We start from the raw sequence: 16,962 nt of genomic DNA, 5'->3' as shown, positions 1-16,962 counted from the left end.
GGGCCGATGCTGCACTGCTGCGAGCGAGCGGGCGCCGATCCGCTGGCGGTCAGTCGGTCGCGTTGGGCTGGCCATGGGTCCCGTCGTCGTCCTGCCCCGGGCGCTGTTCGCGTGGGTCGCCGCCGGCCGCTCGGGTGCGCGCCAGGCGGATGCCCACCTGTTCGTGCAGCAGCTTGAAGAGCTTGCGCTGGGCGCGTTGATTGGCACTCGTCGGCTCGCCGATCAGCTCCAGGCGAGCCTGGAAATAGGCCAGGTCCGCCTCGATACGGGCGAGATCGAGACGTTGCCGGCGCCGCTCCTCGATGATCACGCGATCGATCTCCACATCGGTAATGGCTGTCGTTCCATCCAAGCCCCCTGTCCCCGATCGCGCTCGGCCGTGCGGCCGAGATCCGCGATCCATGCGTGAGCCCTGGTGCTAGACGTGGCATGATCAGCGCCCCGGGCCTCCCCAGCAAGAGCAACCGAGCCAACGAAAATGAGTGCACGCATCGAGCTCTTTCGCCGCTCCACCGCGCTGTACGGTGGCAACGCCGCCTTCATCGAAGACCTCTACGAACGCTACCTGCAGGACCCGGAGTCGATCCCCTCGGCCTGGCGCGGCCACTTCGACGCGATGCACCAGGAGGCGGCCAACGAGGTGCCGCACGGGCCGGTTCGCGAGAACTTCCGCCGCCTCGCCCGGGAACGCCGGTCGCGGCCGACCAGTCGTGCGGGCGGCGCCCTGGAGCCGGTGGCGGCCGAGAAGCAGGCGGCGGTGCTGCGCCTGATCAACGCCTATCGCTATCGCGGTCACCAGGTGGCCGATCTGGACCCGCTGGTGCTGCGCGAGAAGCCGCAGGTCCTCGACCTGGATCCGGCCTACCACAATTTGCAGCCGGAGGATTTCGACCAGGTCTTCCACACCGGCAGCCTCTACGCCCCGAACCGCATGGCGCTCCGCGAGATCGTCGCGCTCGTGCGGCAGATCTACTGCGGGCCGGTGGGCAGCGAGTACATGCACATCATCAGCACGCAGCAGAAGCGCTGGATCCAGAAGCGCCTGGAGGGCTACCGGGCGGTGCCGGAGCTCGATGGCGCCGATCGCCGCTGGCTGTTGACGCTGCTGACCGCTGCGGAGGGCCTAGAGCAGTATCTGCACAACCGCTACGTCGGTCAAAAGCGCTTTTCGCTCGAGGGCGGCGAGGCGCTGATCCCGCTGATCGACGAACTCATCCAGCGTGCCGGGCGCCAGGGGTTGAAGGAGATCGTCATCGGCATGGCCCACCGGGGCCGGCTCAACGTGCTGACCAACATCCTCGGAAAGCCGCCTCAGGACATGTTCGACGAGTTCGAGGGGCGGGTGCATGTCAGCTGGCGCGAGATGGCCGGCGATGTGAAGTATCACATGGGCTTCGCGACCGACATCGATACCCCCGGCGGGGTCGTCCACGTGGTCCTCGGTTTCAACCCGTCGCATCTGGAGATCATCGATCCGGTGATCGAGGGGTCGGTGCGGGCCCGTCAGCGCCGCCGTCTCGACCGCACCGGCGACCTCGTGCTCCCGGTACTGATCCACGGCGATGCCGCCTTCGCCGGCCAGGGCGTGGTCGCCGAGACCCTGCAATTGTCCCAGACTCGCGGTTACTCGACCGGCGGCACGGTCCACATCGTCGTCAACAACCAGATCGGCTTCACGACCAGCAATCCGCTCGATACGCGTTCGACCCTCTACTGCACGGACGTCGCCAAGATGGTCCAGGCGCCGGTCTTCCACGTCAACGGCGACGACCCGGAGGCCGTCATCTTCGCCACGCGCCTGGCCCTCGATTTTCGCAACCAGTTCCACAAGGACGTGATCATCGATCTGGTCTGCTACCGCCGCCTCGGCCACAACGAGGCCGACGAGCCGTCGGTGACCCAGCCAATGATGTACAAGAAGATTCGCGGCCATCCGACGGTGCGCGCCCGCTACGCCGAGCGGCTGACCGAGGCCGGCGAGTTGACGAAGGACGCAGGCGAGCTGATGGTCGAGGACTATCGCCGTTCGATCGAGCAGGGCGTGGTCGTCGCCCGTCCGGTCCTCTGCGGCCTCGACAACCCCTACAAGGTCGACTGGGGCGACTGCCGTGGCGACGACTGGGACTCGGCCGAGGTGCGCACCGGGGTCGCCCGCGAGACGCTCTGCGCCCTGACCGAGCAGATGCTGCGCGTCCCCGAGGGCTTCGAGCTCCACCCGCGGGTCGAGAAGATCTGGGGCGAACGGCGCAACATGGCCCACGGCGACCAGCTCATCAATTGGGGCTATGCCGAGAACCTGGCCTACGCGACCCTCCTCGATGCCGGCTTCCCGGTGCGCCTGTCCGGCCAGGACGCCGGTCGCGGCACCTTCTTCCATCGCCATGCCGTGATCCACGACCAGGCGAGCGGCCGCAGCCACACGCCGCTTCAGCACCTGGGGCCGCACCAGGGGGCCTTCGTCGCGATCGACTCGATCCTCTCCGAGGAGGCCGTCCTCGCCTTCGAGTACGGCTATGCGACGGCCGAGCCGAATGCCCTGACGCTCTGGGAGGCCCAGTTCGGCGACTTCGCCAACGGCGCCCAGGTCGTCATCGATCAGTTCATCACCTCGGCCGGCACCAAATGGGGGCTGTGCTGTGGCCTCGTGATGCTGCTCCCGCACGGCCTCGAGGGGCAGGGCGCGGAGCATTCCTCGGCGCGCATCGAGCGCTTCCTGCAGCTGAGCGCCGAGCGCAACATCCGCGTCTGCGTCCCGACCACGCCGGCCCAGATCTTCCACCTGCTGCGCCGCCAGATGCTCTGCAAGGAGCGCCGCCCGCTGATCGTGATGACGCCGAAGAGCCTGCTGCGCCACCGGCTCGCCGTCTCGGGCCTCGACGAGCTGGCCGAGGGGGGCTTTCAGCCGGTGATCGGCGAGTGCGATCCGCTCGCCCCCGAGGGCGTCGAGCGGGTCGTCGTCTGCAGCGGGCGGGTCTTCTACGATCTGCTCGAGGCGCGGCGCACGCGGGCCCTGACGAATGTCGCGATCGTGCGCATCGAGCAGCTCTATCCCTTCCCGAGGGCCGCCTTCACGGCGGCGCTGGCCCAATTCCCGGCCGCCAACGAGGTCATCTGGTGCCAGGAGGAGGCCCAGAATCAGGGCGCCTGGGATCAGATCAAGCATCGCCTCCATGATCTGACCCCGGCCACCCAACGCGTTTATTATGTCGGGCGACCCACGTCGGCGGCCCCCGCCGTCGGCCACCGCGCTGTGCACCTGGAGCAGCAGGAACGGCTGGTCGACGAGGCCCTCACCGGACGTATCAACCCGAGCATGAATCGAAGGATCTAGCGATGACGACCGAAGTCCGTGTCCCGACCCTCCCTGAATCCGTCGCCGATGCGACCGTGCTCGCCTGGCACAAGGAGCCGGGGGCGGCGGTACGCCGGGGCGAGAACCTCGTGGATCTGGAGACCGACAAGGTGGTGCTGGAGGTGCCGGCCCCGGTCGACGGGGTGCTGGCCGCGATCGAGGCGAAGAAGGGCGACGTGGTCGGCGCCGATGTCGTATTGGCGCGGATCGAGGCCGGTGCGGCACCACCGGCCGAGCAGGCCGTCGCCTCGGCCCAGGAGGCGCCAGCCACGGTGGCCCGACCGCCAGCCCAGCCGCCAGCCCCGCCGGCGGCAGCGCGTCGCACGCCGCCACATCCCGCGCCGACCCGCTCGGCCGCGGCCGATGCCGAGCCTATCCTGGCGCCGGCCGCCCGGCGTCTGGTCAAGGAGATGGCCCTGGATCCGGCCGAGATCGCCGGCAGCGGGCGCGACGGGCGCATCCACAAGGCCGATGTCGTCGCCTTTCTCGATCGACGCGAGCCGAGCGAGCCCGAGATCGACCCCGAGGCCCTGGTGCCGCCGCCGAGCGGTCTGGGCGGCGAGGCCGGGCGCCCCGAGCAGCGCGTGCCCATGACCCGGCTGCGCGCCCGCATCGCCGAGCGCCTGGTCGAGGCCCAGCAGACGGCGGCGATCCTGACCACCTTCAACGAGGTCGACATGCAGGCGGTCACGGACCTGCGTCGGCGCTACAGGGACCCGTTCGAGCAGGCCCACGGCGTGCGCCTGGGCTTCATGTCCTTCTTCGTGAAGGCCGCCGTCGAGGCCCTTCAGCGCTTCCCGGTCGTCAACGCCTCAGTCGACGAGGGCGACATCATCTACCACGGCTACTACGATATCGGTATCGCCGTCAGCTCCCCGCGCGGGCTGGTCGTACCGATCCTGCGCAACTGCGACCAGCTGTCGATGGCCGACATCGAGCAGGCGATCGCCGGGTTCGCGGGCAAGGCGAAGGACGGCTCGTTGAGCTACGAGGACCTGACCGGTGGGACCTTCTCGATCACCAACGGCGGGGTCTTCGGCTCGCTCCTCTCGACCCCGATCCTCAACCCGCCGCAGAGCGCCATCCTCGGCATGCACAAGGTCCAGGAGCGCCCGATGGTCGAGGACGGCGCCATCGTCGTGCGCCCGATAATGTATCTGGCCCTCTCCTATGACCATCGCCTCATCGACGGGCGCGACGCGGTGCAGTTCCTGGTCGCGATCAAGGAGGCGATCGAGGATCCGGCGCGCCTGTTGCTGCGGGTGTGAGGCGGTCAGCCGGAGCCGTCGCCGGGCTCGCGCGGCGCCCGGCTCCGATCGAGCTCGGCGCGCAGCCGGGCGCGCAGGCGGCGGTGCTGCTCGCGGTCCAGTCCGTCGGCGAAGAGCGCGAAGCGGCGCCGCAGTCGCCCGCAGCGCAGGTCGAGTACGACCAGGCCGACGCTGACGAAGGTCTCGGGCGCGAGGCGGGCCTCGCGCTGCCGCCCGGAGGCGAAGGTCACCAGCCAGGTCCCGTCCGGTTGCCAGAGGGCCTCGCGCACCGCCCAGGGCAGGCGCGGCCAGAGGTGGGCGAGGGCGCTGTGGGCCAGCCCGACGAGCACCAGGGCGGGGAGGGCCGCTCGGGCGGGCCAGGGGATCGGCAGGGTCAGGACGATCAGGAGTCCGCCGCCGTGCACGAGGGCGAGCAGGGCGGCGAGGCGCCGCGAGGGTCGCGGGCGGATCGCGAGCGGCCGGGGCGCCAGGCGGGTCGTCATGCGGTGGGCGCCCGGGTCTCGGCGCGGGCGTCCGGCGCGTCCGCTGGTGATAGGATGGCCCGCAGCGCAGGCCCGGTCGGGCCGTTTCGGTGAGCTGCCCCGCGATGAGTCGCAATGCCATCCTCTGGAGCGTCGTCTTCGGCGCCGTGTTCATCTGGTCGGCGATCGACCCGCGCGACCGCCTGACCTGGCTCCTCGAGGTGGCGCCGGCGCTCGGCGGCGCCCTGGTCCTCGCCGCGACCCATCGGCGCTTTCCGCTGACGCCGCTGAGCTACTGGCTCGTCCTGATCCACTGTTGCATCCTGATGGTCGGCGGGCACTACACCTATGCCGAGGTGCCGGCGTTCGACTGGCTCGGCGACGCGCTCGGCTGGCAGCGCAACAACTACGACAAGCTCGGCCACCTGGCCCAGGGCCTCGTTCCGGCGATCCTCGCCCGTGAGGTCCTGATCCGCCAGCAGGTGGTCCGGGGCACGGCCTGGCGCGACCTCCTGGTCGTCTGCTTCTGTCTGGCCCTGAGCGCCTTCTACGAGCTCCTCGAGTGGTGGGTGGCGCTCCTCGCGGGCGCGGCGTCCGAGGAGTTTCTCGGCACCCAGGGCTATGTCTGGGACACCCAGTCGGACATGGCGTGGGCACTGTTCGGCGCGCTCCTCGCCCTGATCGCGCTCGGGCGCTGGCACGATCGGCAACTCGGGCGCCTCGGCGCGTAGCCGCGTGCCCCCGGCCTGGCTGACCCGCCAGGCCGGGCGTTGCGGTCCGTGTGGTCTGGGTCGGCGGCGGTCAGCGCAGCTCGTCGGCGCCGATCTTCTGTAGGATCCCGAAGGTCTTGACGAACGGCCCGGCCATCCGCGGGTCCTTGATCATCGACTTGTAGTCGCCCGTCTTGAACTTCAGCTTACCGGTCGCGTAGGCGGCGCCGAGGCCCATCATGCCGATCCCCTTCTCGACCCATTTGAGCCAGTCGGAGAGGTCGGCGCGCAGGTCCCAGTCCGGCGCCTCGCCGGCCCACTCGGCGGCCCGTACGCACTCGCCGTTCTCGACGACGAGGAGGCCACGCGGGTCGTCCTCGTCCTTGAAGCCCCAGGCGATGGTCGACTTGAAGCCGATCTCGGCGAGCTTGTCCTTGATCTCCGGGTCGCTGTTCCACGCGTCCTTGAACTGCGTCATCCACTCGGCGGAAAAGAGCTTGGCCATCTTAGGTCGTTCCTCCTGCTGTTGACGTTGATGCGGGCGCCGCGCCGGGCGAACAGGCCCGGCGCGGATGCTGTGACCCCAGAAACGGCGGTTGACCGTTTCGCCAGATTCGAGTCGGCGCAACCGGACGGTGACACTTAGGCGATTTCTGTCAACAAACCTACCGTCTGGCTTGTCTTTTCGCCCGCCTTCCGTGTCGCGAGCGCACTCGCATCGCTGGGCTAGGCTCCTGCGCTCGCTCCTTGAAGGCAAACGAACGTCCGGCGTCATCCGGTAGGTTCGTTTCCGGCAATCGCCTAAAGCATGGCTCGGATTCTACCCGAATTCCAGCGTGAAGCCCGCCGTGGCCAGGCGTGCGGCCTCCTCCTCCAATTCCAGCTGCGTCAGCGGATGGCGGGCCAACCAGCCATCGGGAAACTCCAGGCGGATCGCCTCGCCCTCGACGCGCAGCTGTGGATCGGGCAGCGCCTTCTCGGAGCGACCCCGGTGCATCAATACGGCCAGGCGCAGCAGGACGCAAAGGCGCCGCACTGCGACCTGGCGGTCTTCAGGCAGGGCGGCGATCTCGGCGCCTGGGAACTTCCGCCGGTGGCCCAATACCAGTGCCGCAAGCACCTGCTGCGCCTGGCGCGTGAAGCCCGAGAGGTCGGCATTGCGCAGCAGGTAGGCGCCGTGCTTCTGGTAGCTGCTGTGCGAGATGATGAGGCCGATCTCGTGGAGGCGGGCCGCGAACCCGAGGGCGAAGGGGTCGTTCGGGTGCGTGAACTGCCAAGGTTCGGCGCTCTGCGCGAAGAGGGCCGTCGCCGTCTCCTCGACCCTGGTCGCGTGGGTCCTGTCGACGCCGAAACGCTGGGCGAGCGAGCGTACCGTGCGCTCGCGCACGTCCTCGTGCTGGTCGCGCCCGAGCATTTCGTAGATCAGCCCCTCGCGCAGGGCCTCGTCGGAGACCTGCATGTGGCTGACGCCCAGGTGCATGAACACGGCCCGCAGTGCCGCGACCCCACCGGGGAAGACCGGCCGGCGCTGCTCGCTGAGCCCCTTGAAGGTGAGGGCCTCGACCGAGCCGGCCGCGACTAGGGCATTGCGCAGCCGCTCCAGGGCCGCGGCCGAGATGCCGTCCGGGCACCAGCCTTCGGCGGCGATGACGGCGGCGATCGCCTTGATGGTGCCGGAGCTGCCGACCGCCTTGTGCCAGCCGGTGCGGCGGAACAGCGCGCGGATCGGGCGTACCTCCAGCGCCCCGGCGAGTTCGGCGCGCTCCATGGCGCGGGCCGTGATGCGTCCGTCGGCGAAATACCGCTGTGACAGGGTTACGCAACCCATGTGCAGGCTCTCGCGCAGGCGCGGGGTGAAGCCCCGTCCGACGATCAACTCGGTGCTGCCGCCGCCGATGTCGACGACCAGGCGCAGTTCCTCGCCGGCCGCCAGGCCATGGGCGACGCCGAGATAGATCAGGCGCGCCTCCTCGCGGCCGGCGATGACGTCGATCGGGTGGCCGAGCGCCCGCTCGGCGCGCTCCAGGAAACCGCTCTCCGGGCGGATCTGGCGCAAGGTATTGGTGCCGACCGCGCGTACGTCCCCGGGCGGCATCGCTCGCAGGCGCTGGCCGAAGCGGTCGAGACAGGCGAGGGCCCGCTCGGCGACCTCGGGACTCAGCATTTTGTCCGGGGTCAGGCCCTCGCCGAGGCGCACCATCTCCTTGATCCGGTCGATGACCTGGAGATCGCCACCGAGGGCGCGGGCGACGAGCAGGTGGAAGCTGTTGGAGCCCAGATCGACGGCGGCCACCAGGCGAGGCGAGGCGTCTGCGTCAAGGAGGGGGGGCGACCCTGTGGCCATCGATGACACCGGCTCTCTATCGCGAAAATGGCGTGTGGCGCATTTGACATCTCCTCTTGCCGGCGGAGAAGGGCGCCTGGGCTCGGGGCCCGCGCGCGGGTGCTCCAGATCCCCACGGCCCTTCGGCAGCCGACCAGGGTCCGCGCCGGACGAGGCATGCGACCTCGATCCTCCGTGGTCGCGCGTCGCCAGCGGCGCTGGTTCGGCGGCGATGGTAGCAGAATCGCCGCGTGTCGCGGCAGGTGGACGGACCTCGGTTGCCCGAGTCGGGCGGCAGCCGCGTTGCGGGGCCGTCGTGTCGCAGAGGACAAAATATTCTGATCGTGACGATCGATAATTTTCGTTTTTTCGTGGCGGGCGACTGCGTTAGATAGCGAGGGTTTAGCAATTCGTCGACCGAGGTCATGCGATGTACGAGACCGAATCCCGGTTCCTCGATGAATCGGCGGAGCCCATCCCCATTGGGGGTGGCGTCGAGCAGAAGGATCCCCCGGCGAGTCTGGCGGTGCGGCGGCGCATCGAGCGGCTGCGTGAGCTCCATCGGCTGCGCAAGCTGCTCGACGACCCCGACTTCGACGACCTGAGCTGACGCCTCTGAGGTCATCGGGAAGCCCCCGCCGCCGTGGGGCGAGGGCGCTTGCGCGCCCTCAGCCCGGCAGCAGCTGCGAGACCCAGCGACCGAACTGGCGCGGCTGCCGGGTCTGCAGCAGGATCCGGCCGGGGCCGTGGAAGCGGCAGACGATGTTCTCCCCCGACGTGAAGGCGGCGACCAGGCCGCGGCTGCCGAGTTCGAGGTCGTAGTGCATCGACCGTGACCAGGCGACCAGGTGGCCGTTGTCGACGACCTTCTGCTCGCCGGCGGTCAGCGTCAGCTCGTGGATCGCGCCGAAAGACTCCAGCAGGACGAGCCCCTCGCCGTGAGCCTCGAGGATGAAGAAGCCCTCGCCGCTGAAGAGTCCTTGGGCAACATTCTGCACCTGGGTGCCGACCTCGACCCCCTCGGTGCAGGCGAGGAAGCCGCCGCGCTGGATGACGAGACCGTCGCCCGGGCGGATCTCGACGGCGGCGATGTCGCCGGGCGAGGCCGGGGCCAGGTAGACGGCGCCTGCGCCTCGCCCGGCGCTCAGCGTCTGGAGGAAGAGGCTCTCGCCGCTCAACAGGCGTCCGAGCCCGCCGAGGAGGCCACCCGAGAGGGTGCCCTCGACGGCGATCGTCGGACTCATTGCGACCATCGCATCGCCCTGTGCCTTCAACCGCCGGCCGTGCGGCAGGTCGACGCGCGCCAGGGCATAGGCGTCGCGGTAGAGGATTTCGTAGCTCAGCCGGCCCGCGTCGGAATAGCGCGTCTCGCTGTCGCTCGGCAGGACCCCGGTCGCCGGGGCCTTGATCAGCGTCGGCGCGCCCGCGGTCGGCGGGGCGGGTCGCCTCGTCGGTGGGGGTGACGAGGCGGCCGGCGTCGGTTCGTCGGCGGCGATCTCGACGCCGAAGTGCTCGGCGAGCGGACCGAGGCCGCCGGCGAAGCCCTGGGCGATGGCGCGGAACTTCCACTGGCCCTGATAGCGGTAGACCTCCCCGAGGATCAGGGCGGCCTCGGACATGCCGGCCGTCGTCGGACGGAATGACGCGAAATCGGCCCCGGGCGCCTCGCGCAGCCGTACCTCGACCCGGCCCGCCTCGGCGAAGGTCGCCGGGCCCAGGAGCGCCAGGCAGAAGGCGACCCTGGCCACCGCATCGGGCAGGGCCCGTGGGTCGATGCGCAGGGTTCGGTGGGCGCCGCTGCCCGCCAGGGCGATGGCGCCGCCGCAGGCGCTCGGGTTGTTGTAGAAGATGAATGCCTCGTCGCCGCCGACCCGCCCGTCGGCGCCGAGGAGGAAGGCGCAGGCCTCGACCTCCTGCCCGCCCGGGCGCTCCGGGTCCCAGTGCAGGTCGATCAGGACCACGCCGGCTGGGGGCAGGCGCAGGTTGCCGCCGGGTTGGAGCTCGGTGGTCATGGCCTCAGTTCCCGCGCGCGGGCAGGAGCCGGCTCAGCCAGCCGCCGAAGGCCTTGGGGTTGCGGCTCTGGATGTAGACGGTCCCGGGGCCGCGGAAGCGGCAGACGAGCCCCTCGCCCGAGGTGAGGCTCGAGATCCAGCCGGCGCTCGCCTTCTCCAGGCTGTAGTGCATCCCGTCGGGCCAGGCGACCAGATGGCCGTTGTCGACGACCATCTCCTCGCCGGCCGGCACCTCCAGGGCGTGGATCGCCCCGTAGCTCTCGGCGAACAGCATCCCGCGCCCCTGGGCGCGCAGGACGAAGAAGCCCTCGCCGCTGAAGAGCCCGCGCGCCAGGTTCTGGGCTGCCGTCGAGATCTCCACCCCCTCGCTCGCGGCGAGGAAGCCGTCCTTCTGGAGGATGTAGGGCTGGGTCCCGTCGAGGTGGATCGGCAGCAGGTCGCCGGGCTGGGCCGGGGCGAGCAGGGCGATACCGGCCCCGCGCGTCGCCTTCAGGGTCTGGAAGAAGAAACTCTCGCCGGTGAACATCCGGCCGAGGCCGCCGAGGAGGCCGCCCTCGAGCTTGCCCTCGACGTCGATCGTCGGGTCCATCGCGACCATCGCGTCGGATTGGGCCTTGATCGTCTGCTTGGGTTGGAGGTGAACCTCCAGCAGGGCGAAGGCGCCGCGGTAGTAGACCCGGAAGGTCAGGTCGCCGATGGTCTGCAGGTCCGACGAGGGGGCGGTCATGGGTACTCTCCGTTGCTTGCTCGGCGGTCGGCGGCGCCGCGCTGCCCTGGGGGACGCGGCTGCCCTGGGGGGCGCGGCGCGTACCGACTAGATCCGCATCGCGTCCTCGTCGTCCTCGTCGACGAGTCGGATGCCCTCGATGCCCCGCTCCAACTCGGCGCTGGCGTTGCCCTGGAGCTTGATCATCAGGCGCACTTCGTTGGCCGAGTCGGCGTATCTCAGTGCGTCCTCGTAGCTGATCTCGCCCTCCTGGTAGAGGCTGAAGAGGGCCTGATCGAAGGTCATCATGCCCTGTTCCTTGGAGCGCTTCATCAGCTCCTTGAGCTTGTGGACCTCGCCCTTGCGGATCATGTCGGCCGCCAGCGGCGTGTTGAGCAGGACCTCGATCGCGGCGCGCCGGCCCTCGCCGTCCTTGCGCGGCACGAGCTGCTGGGCGACGACCGCCTTGAGGTTCAGCGACAGGTCCATGAAGAGCTGCTGGCGGGCCTCTTCGGGGAAGAAGTTGATGATCCGATCGAGGGCCTGGTTGGCGTTGTTGGCATGCAGCGTGGCGAGGACCAGGTGGCCGGTCTCGGCGAAGGCGATGGCGTACTCCATCGTCTCGCGGGTGCGGATCTCGCCGATCAGGATCACGTCCGGGGCCTGGCGCAGCGTGTTCTTGAGCGCGACCTCGAAGGACTCGGTGTCGACCCCGACCTCGCGCTGCGTGATGATGCAGCCGTCGTGCTGGTGGATGAACTCGATCGGGTCCTCGATCGTGATGATGTGCCCGGCGCTGTGGCGGTTGCGGTAGCCGACCAGGGCCGCGAGCGACGTCGACTTGCCGGTGCCGGTGCCGCCGACGAAGATCACCATGCCCCGCTTGGTCATCGCGACATCGCGCAGCACCGCCGGCAGGCGCAGCTCCTCGATCGTCGGGATCTGCGTCTCGATGCGCCGCAGCACCATGCCGGCGGAGTTGCGCTGGACGAAGGCGCTGACGCGAAAACGCCCGACGTCGCGGGCGCTGAGCGCGAATTGGCACTCGCTGGTCTTTTCGAACTCCAGCCGTTGGCGGTCGCTCATGATCCCGGTAACCAGCTCGTGAGTCTGGGTCGCCGTCAGCGGCTTGTTGCCGATCGGGTGGATCATCCCGTCGACCTTGATGCTCGGTGGCCAGCCGACCGTGATGAACAGGTCGGAGGCCTTCTTCTCCATCATCAGGACGAGCAGCTGCCTGAATTCCATCTTGTTGCCTCGTGATTGCGCCGGTCCCGCCCGCGGGCCATCCGGCGAAGCGCGCATCCCTAGCGGATGGACTCCTTGTTCTGGGCGCGGCTGCGCGCCTCGGTGCGACTGATGACCCCGGCCCGGACCAGATCGGCCAGGCACTGATCGAGGGTCTGCATGCCGTGCGCCTGGCCGGTCTGGATCGAGGAGTACATCTGAGCGACCTTGTCCTCGCGGATCAGATTGCGGATCGCCGGGGTGCCGACCATGATCTCGTGGGCGGCGACCCGGCCGCCGCCGATCTTCTTCAGCAGCGTCTGGGCGATGACGGCCCGCAGCGACTCCGAGAGCATCGAGCGCACCATCGTCTTCTCGGCTGCCGGGAAGACGTCGATGATGCGGTCGATGGTCTTGGCCGCCGAGCTGGTGTGCAGGGTGGCGAAGACCAGGTGCCCGGTCTCGGCCGCCGTCAGGGCCAGACGGATGGTCTCCAGGTCGCGCATCTCGCCGACCAGGACGATGTCCGGGTCCTCGCGCAGGGCGGCCCGCAGGGCCTCGCTGAAACCGAGCGTGTCGCGGTGCACCTCGCGCTGATTGATCAGGCACTTCTTGCTGGTGTGGACGAACTCGATCGGGTCCTCGATCGTGAGGATGTGCCCGTACTCCTTGTTGTTGAGGTGGTCGATCATCGCCGCCAGCGTCGTCGACTTGCCCGAGCCGGTGGGGCCGGTGACCAGCACCAGGCCGCGCGGCACGTCGATGATCTGCTTGAAGATCTCCGGGGCATTGAGCTCCTCGAGCGTCTGCACCTCGGAGGGGATGGTGCGGAAGACCACGGCCGCGCCGCGGTTCTGGTTGAAGGCGTTGACGCGGAAGCGGGCGATCCCGGGGATCTCGAACGAAAAGTCGGTCTCCAGGAACTCCTCGTAGTCCTTGCGCTGCTTGTCGTTCATGATCCCGTAGGCCAGCGAGTGGACCGTGCGGTGATCGAGGGGCGGTACGTTGATGCGGCGGATGTCGCCGTCGACGCGGATCATCGGCGGGAGGCCGGCGGACAGATGCAGATCGGAGGCGTTGTTCTTGACGCTGAAGGCGAGTAACTCGGCGATGTCCACCTTGAAGCTCCTGCTCGGTGTTGGTCGATCCCGTTCGGGATCCGGTGATCCGCCCAAGGATACGCCAAGGCCCAAGGGCCACAAAGCGCCCGCCGCTCGGGCGCGCGGTGCCCGATTCGACGGGGCGGTGAGCGGCGGGCCGCCGCGAAGGGCGACCGCCAGGCTCAAGGCCGCCGATCGGCCTCCATCCGGGCCGCCTTCTCCAAGACCTCGCGCTCCATCGCCCGCTTGTATTCGACGATCCGCTCGCGCACCTCGGTGTCGCTCGCCCCGAGGATCTGGGCGGCGAGGATCCCGGCATTCTTCGCGCCGTTGATCGCGACCGAGGCGACCGGCACCCCGCCGGGCATCTGCACGATCGACAGCAGCGAGTCCTGACCCGAGAGGGCCGCCGACTTGACCGGCACCCCGATCACAGGCAGCGGCGTCAGGGCGGCCGCCATGCCCGGCAGGTGGGCGGCGCCCCCGGCGCCGGCGATGATGACTCGCAGGCCACGGCGTGCCGCCGTCTCGGCGTAAGTATAGAGCCTCTGCGGTGTGCGATGGGCCGAGACGATCGTCATCTCGAAGGCGACCCCCAGCTCGGCGAGGACATCGGCCGCCGCCTGCATGACCGGCAGGTCCGAGTCGCTGCCCATGATGATGCCGACCAGCGGTTGGCTCATAGCGCGTCCTCCCCGGTGACCTCGAGCAGGGCGCGGACCCGCTCGGCCTTCCTCCTGGCCTCCTCGATGTCGGGGTCCAGGATGGTGACGTGGCCCATCTTGCGATACGGCTGGGTCGTCGCCTTGCCGTAGAGGTGTACCGAGACGCCTGGGATCGCGAGCGCCGCGGCCAGGCCGCGGATGATCGGCCGGCCGGTGCGCCCGGGTGCCCCGAGCAGGTTGATCATGGCCGCCGGCGAGAGCTGGTCCGTGGCCCCGAGGGGCAGATCCAGGATCGCCCGCAGGTGCTGCTCGAATTGGTCGGTCAGGCAGGCCTCGATCGTGTAGTGACCGGAGTTGTGGGTGCGCGGGGCGACCTCGTTGACGAGCAGGTCGCCGGCGCGGGTCAGGAACATCTCGACGCCGAAGATGCCGACCCCGCCGATCGCCTCGACCGCCCGGCAGGCGAGCCGCTGGGCGGCGGCGGCGACCTCGGCCGGGATGCGCGCCGGGGCGAGGAGCAGGTCGAGGATGTTCTCGCCCGGACGGAAGCACATCTCGACGACCGGATAGGCGCGCCGCTCGCCGTCGCGGCTCTGCGCCACCAGGACCGCGATCTCCTTGTCGGCCTCGACGAAGCGTTCCAACAGCGACGGGACCGGCAGGTGCTCGCAGTAGGCGTCGGCGCCGGCCATGACGACGACGCCGCGCCCGTCGTAGCCGCCGCGGCGCGCCTTCTGCACCAGCGGATAGCCGAAGGCGGCGAAGGCCGCCGGATCGGGCCGGTCCATCGCGACGAATGCGGCGGTGGCGATGCCGGCCTCGGCGAGGCGCTCCTTCTGACGCAGCTTGTCCTGGACCACGGCGAGCACGCCGGGCTGGGGATAGATGCGATGGCCCTCGCGTTCCAGGGCCATCAGGGTGTCGGTGTCGACGTCCTCGATGTCGTAGGTCGTCACGTCGCAGACGCTGACCAGTTCGCGCAGCTTGGCCGGGTCATGGTAGTGGCCGACGATCTGGTGACCGGCGACCTGGCCGGCCGGCGAGTTCGGCGTCGGATCGAGGACGACGCAGGTGCAGCCGAGGCGCTTGGCCGGCTTGACGAGCATGCGCCCGAGCTGGCCGCCGCCGATGATGCCGACGCGGGCAATGGGGAAAGGGATGCTATCCATAGAGAAAGGGTTATCGGGGTGGGTGACGTAGGCGGAAGGCGGTTGCGACCTCGGCACGTCGGCGGGGCCGCCCGCGTCGGGGTCGGCGCACCCGGCCCGGGTGCCCGTCTCGGGTCGCTGCGTGCGTTCTCGCCTGGTTCTTAGTGACGACTCGAGAACAACCGGCGCATCCTTTTCGAACGACGAAACACGCGGAAAGGCTGGATATACGCGGGCGACTCTGCCGTTTTTTCGCGACTTTCGCGCATTTCTGGTCTCTTGTCTTTCGCGTGCTCGTATCGGTAGTTTCTGTACCGTTCCTGAGTGACGATTCAAGAACAGCCGACACATCTTCTCGGAACTACGAAACACGCGAAAGGGCCAAGCTTACACAAGCATCTGCCGTTTTTTCGTGACTTTCGTGTATTTCGTAGTTTCTTGTCGTCTTCGCGCTTGTATCGTTTGCTTCTGAACCCGTCCTCATCGTCTCGTGGCGAGATGGTCTTCGTCGCCGGACGGCCGGCGCCGTTCACATCGCCACCGTGATCTCCTTCGGTAGCGGCGGCAGGCTGTTGGAGCCGGCCGCCCCGGCGCTCTGGCTGCCCATCGCGATGCTCGCCGAGACCCAGCGGAAGAACTCGGCGAAGGCCGTCCCGTCGAGGGTGTCGAGGGCGACGACCGTGTCGGTCAGTTCGCGCAGCGGTTCGTGGCGGGCCTTGGGCCCGGCCGCGCACGCGACGACGTTGCCGAAGCCGCCGCGGCGGATCGTCGCGCAGGCCTCGCGATAGGCCTGCACGTCCGATGGGCTGCCGTCGGTCATGACGAAGACCAGCGGCAGCCAGTCGCCGCGCTGCCCGGGCGAGGAGCGTAGCACGTCCTGGCCCGCTCGCTCGATCAGGAGCGCGAGGGCCGCGCCGAGGAAGGTCGGCCCGGATTCCGGCACCTCGATCTCGGGGACCTGCACCTGCTCCAACGGCGTCAGCGGAAAGAGCTCGCGGGCCTCGCGGTCGAAGGTGATCAGCGACAGGTGCACGGTCTCCAGCGCATAGGGGTCGCGCCGCAGGGCCTGGAGCATCGACTGGACGCCGACGTTGAGGGCCGCGATCGGTTCGCCGCGCATCGATCCCGAGGTGTCGAGCAGCAGGTAGACGGGCAGGCGGCGCATCGGGTTCAGACCCCGACGACGTTGACTTCGGGCGGCGGCGGGGGTAACTCGTCGAGGGTCGAGACGTCCTGCTTGGTCAGATCGACCCGCTTGCTCGTCTGGATCGACGCGGCCGAGACCCACTTGAAGAAGGCGTTGAAGGTCGAGGAGTCGGCGGTGTCGAGGCGCACGACGGCCTCGGTGATCTGCTGCAAGACCTCGGTGCTCGCGTGCGGGCCGGCGGCGCAGGCGACGATCACCCCGGTCGGGACCTCCTTGAGCCGCGCCAGGCCGGGGCGCCAGTCGTCGGTCGGTTCGCCGTCGGTCATCAGGAAGACGAGTGGCTTCCAGTCGCCCTTCTGGCTCGGGGTGTTCTTGACGACGTCGGCCGCGATTCGCTCGGCGAGCAGGGCCAGGGCGGCGCCGAGCGAGGTCAGGCCCGAGGCCTTGAGCGCCGGCGGCTGGAACATGGCCACCTCGGTCAGCGGCGAGATCACGCGGGCGTCCGTGTCGAAGCCGATCACGCACAGATAGGCCGTCTCGAGGGCGTAGGGGTCCTGGCGCAAGGCCGAGACGAGCGTCTGCATGCCGGTGTTGACGGCGGCGATGGCCTCGCCGTTCATCGAGCCGGAGGTATCGAAGACCAGATAGATGGGCAGGCGCCTCATGAGCAGCCCCTTGATTCAGAAGACCTTGGGTCCCGATGGTACTTCTCCGGGCAGGGCGAGGCAACCGCTCGACCGCGCTCCGATCCGCGCGTGTCGTTGGCCAGCGGACGGCGGTGCGCCTGGCGAGGCTGGCCGTGTCGCTACGCCTCGGGTCCCGGGCTCGCGCAACCCGCTCGAC

General features: G+C 69.3%; 16 protein-coding genes. 4 read left to right on the top strand and 12 right to left on the bottom strand.

The window, feature by feature from the left end; translation table 11 throughout:
• Window positions 1–49 precede the first annotated feature (49 nt).
• Window positions 50–352: a hypothetical protein gene (locus CKO41_RS01400; RefSeq protein ID WP_242463859.1), complete on the bottom strand. Its 303-nt coding sequence runs from the start codon at window positions 350–352 to the stop codon at window positions 50–52.
• A 126-nt stretch (window positions 353–478) separates the two neighbouring features.
• Between CKO41_RS01400 and CKO41_RS01395 the strand changes: the two genes are divergently transcribed.
• Both CKO41_RS01395 and odhB read left to right on the top strand, forming a co-directional pair.
• Entirely contained in the window at window positions 479–3,331 is a 2,853-nt protein-coding gene (locus tag CKO41_RS01395; RefSeq protein ID WP_200255059.1) for a 2-oxoglutarate dehydrogenase E1 component, read from the top strand.
• A 2-nt stretch (window positions 3,332–3,333) separates the two neighbouring features.
• Window positions 3,334–4,620, top strand: a complete 1,287-nt coding sequence (gene odhB / locus CKO41_RS01390; protein WP_200381022.1) for a 2-oxoglutarate dehydrogenase complex dihydrolipoyllysine-residue succinyltransferase — start codon at window positions 3,334–3,336, stop codon at window positions 4,618–4,620.
• Between the two features lie 5 nt (window positions 4,621–4,625).
• Here the strand turns inward: odhB and CKO41_RS01385 are convergent, their stop codons facing one another.
• Window positions 4,626–5,102: a protein YgfX gene (locus tag CKO41_RS01385; RefSeq protein WP_200381021.1), complete on the bottom strand. Its 477-nt coding sequence runs from the start codon at window positions 5,100–5,102 to the stop codon at window positions 4,626–4,628.
• Window positions 5,103–5,206: 104 nt separating this feature from the next.
• Between CKO41_RS01385 and CKO41_RS01380 the strand changes: the two genes are divergently transcribed.
• Window positions 5,207–5,812, top strand: coding sequence for a DUF2238 domain-containing protein (locus CKO41_RS01380; protein ID WP_200251419.1), 606 nt, complete (start codon window positions 5,207–5,209; stop codon window positions 5,810–5,812).
• Between the two features lie 70 nt (window positions 5,813–5,882).
• Here CKO41_RS01380 and CKO41_RS01375 read toward each other — a convergent pair whose 3' ends face one another.
• Both CKO41_RS01375 and ppx read right to left on the bottom strand, forming a co-directional pair.
• A complete protein-coding gene (locus CKO41_RS01375; protein WP_200251422.1) occupies window positions 5,883–6,296 on the bottom strand; it encodes an SCP2 sterol-binding domain-containing protein in 414 nt (137 codons plus the stop codon).
• Window positions 6,297–6,611: 315 nt separating this feature from the next.
• The gene (gene ppx / locus CKO41_RS01370) at window positions 6,612–8,135 is read right to left on the bottom strand and encodes an exopolyphosphatase (RefSeq protein WP_200381020.1); all 1,524 of its coding nucleotides are present in this window, start codon (window positions 8,133–8,135) and stop codon (window positions 6,612–6,614) included.
• Between the two features lie 409 nt (window positions 8,136–8,544).
• On the opposite strand from ppx, the gene CKO41_RS01365 reads away from it, so the two are divergent.
• On the top strand, window positions 8,545–8,724 hold the full coding sequence (locus CKO41_RS01365; RefSeq protein ID WP_200251428.1) for a PA3496 family putative envelope integrity protein: 180 nt from the start codon (window positions 8,545–8,547) through the stop codon (window positions 8,722–8,724).
• A gap of 58 nt (window positions 8,725–8,782) precedes the next feature.
• On the opposite strand, the gene CKO41_RS01360 is transcribed toward CKO41_RS01365, so the two are convergent.
• The 8 genes from CKO41_RS01360 to CKO41_RS01325 form a co-directional block, all read right to left on the bottom strand.
• Window positions 8,783–10,126: a TIGR00266 family protein gene (locus CKO41_RS01360; RefSeq protein WP_200251430.1), complete on the bottom strand. Its 1,344-nt coding sequence runs from the start codon at window positions 10,124–10,126 to the stop codon at window positions 8,783–8,785.
• A 4-nt stretch (window positions 10,127–10,130) separates the two neighbouring features.
• The gene (locus CKO41_RS01355; RefSeq protein ID WP_200251432.1) at window positions 10,131–10,853 is read right to left on the bottom strand and encodes a TIGR00266 family protein; all 723 of its coding nucleotides are present in this window, start codon (window positions 10,851–10,853) and stop codon (window positions 10,131–10,133) included.
• 87 nt (window positions 10,854–10,940) lie between these two features.
• Window positions 10,941–12,080, bottom strand: coding sequence for a PilT/PilU family type 4a pilus ATPase (locus CKO41_RS01350; RefSeq protein WP_200381019.1), 1,140 nt, complete (start codon window positions 12,078–12,080; stop codon window positions 10,941–10,943).
• 59 nt (window positions 12,081–12,139) lie between these two features.
• A complete protein-coding gene (locus CKO41_RS01345) occupies window positions 12,140–13,177 on the bottom strand; it encodes a PilT/PilU family type 4a pilus ATPase (protein ID WP_200251436.1) in 1,038 nt (345 codons plus the stop codon).
• Window positions 13,178–13,341: 164 nt separating this feature from the next.
• A complete protein-coding gene (gene purE / locus CKO41_RS01340) occupies window positions 13,342–13,842 on the bottom strand; it encodes a 5-(carboxyamino)imidazole ribonucleotide mutase (RefSeq protein WP_200251437.1) in 501 nt (166 codons plus the stop codon).
• Complete coding sequence (gene purK, locus CKO41_RS01335; RefSeq protein WP_200381018.1) at window positions 13,839–14,993, bottom strand: 5-(carboxyamino)imidazole ribonucleotide synthase; 1,155 nt, start codon at window positions 14,991–14,993, stop codon at window positions 13,839–13,841. Before purK ends, purE begins: the two co-directional genes overlap by 4 nt.
• Window positions 14,994–15,501: 508 nt before the next feature.
• Complete coding sequence (locus CKO41_RS01330; protein WP_200381017.1) at window positions 15,502–16,137, bottom strand: vWA domain-containing protein; 636 nt, start codon at window positions 16,135–16,137, stop codon at window positions 15,502–15,504.
• 5 nt (window positions 16,138–16,142) lie between these two features.
• Complete coding sequence (locus CKO41_RS01325) at window positions 16,143–16,784, bottom strand: vWA domain-containing protein (protein WP_200381016.1); 642 nt, start codon at window positions 16,782–16,784, stop codon at window positions 16,143–16,145.
• Between the last annotated feature and the right edge of the window lie 178 nt (window positions 16,785–16,962).

It is taken from the genome of Thiococcus pfennigii, assembly GCF_016583835.1.
In the GTDB taxonomy this organism is placed as follows: Bacteria; Pseudomonadota; Gammaproteobacteria; order Chromatiales; family Chromatiaceae; genus Thiococcus; species Thiococcus pfennigii.
Note: the sequence above shows the minus strand (reverse complement) of the source record. Positions and strands in the feature narration are given on the sequence as shown.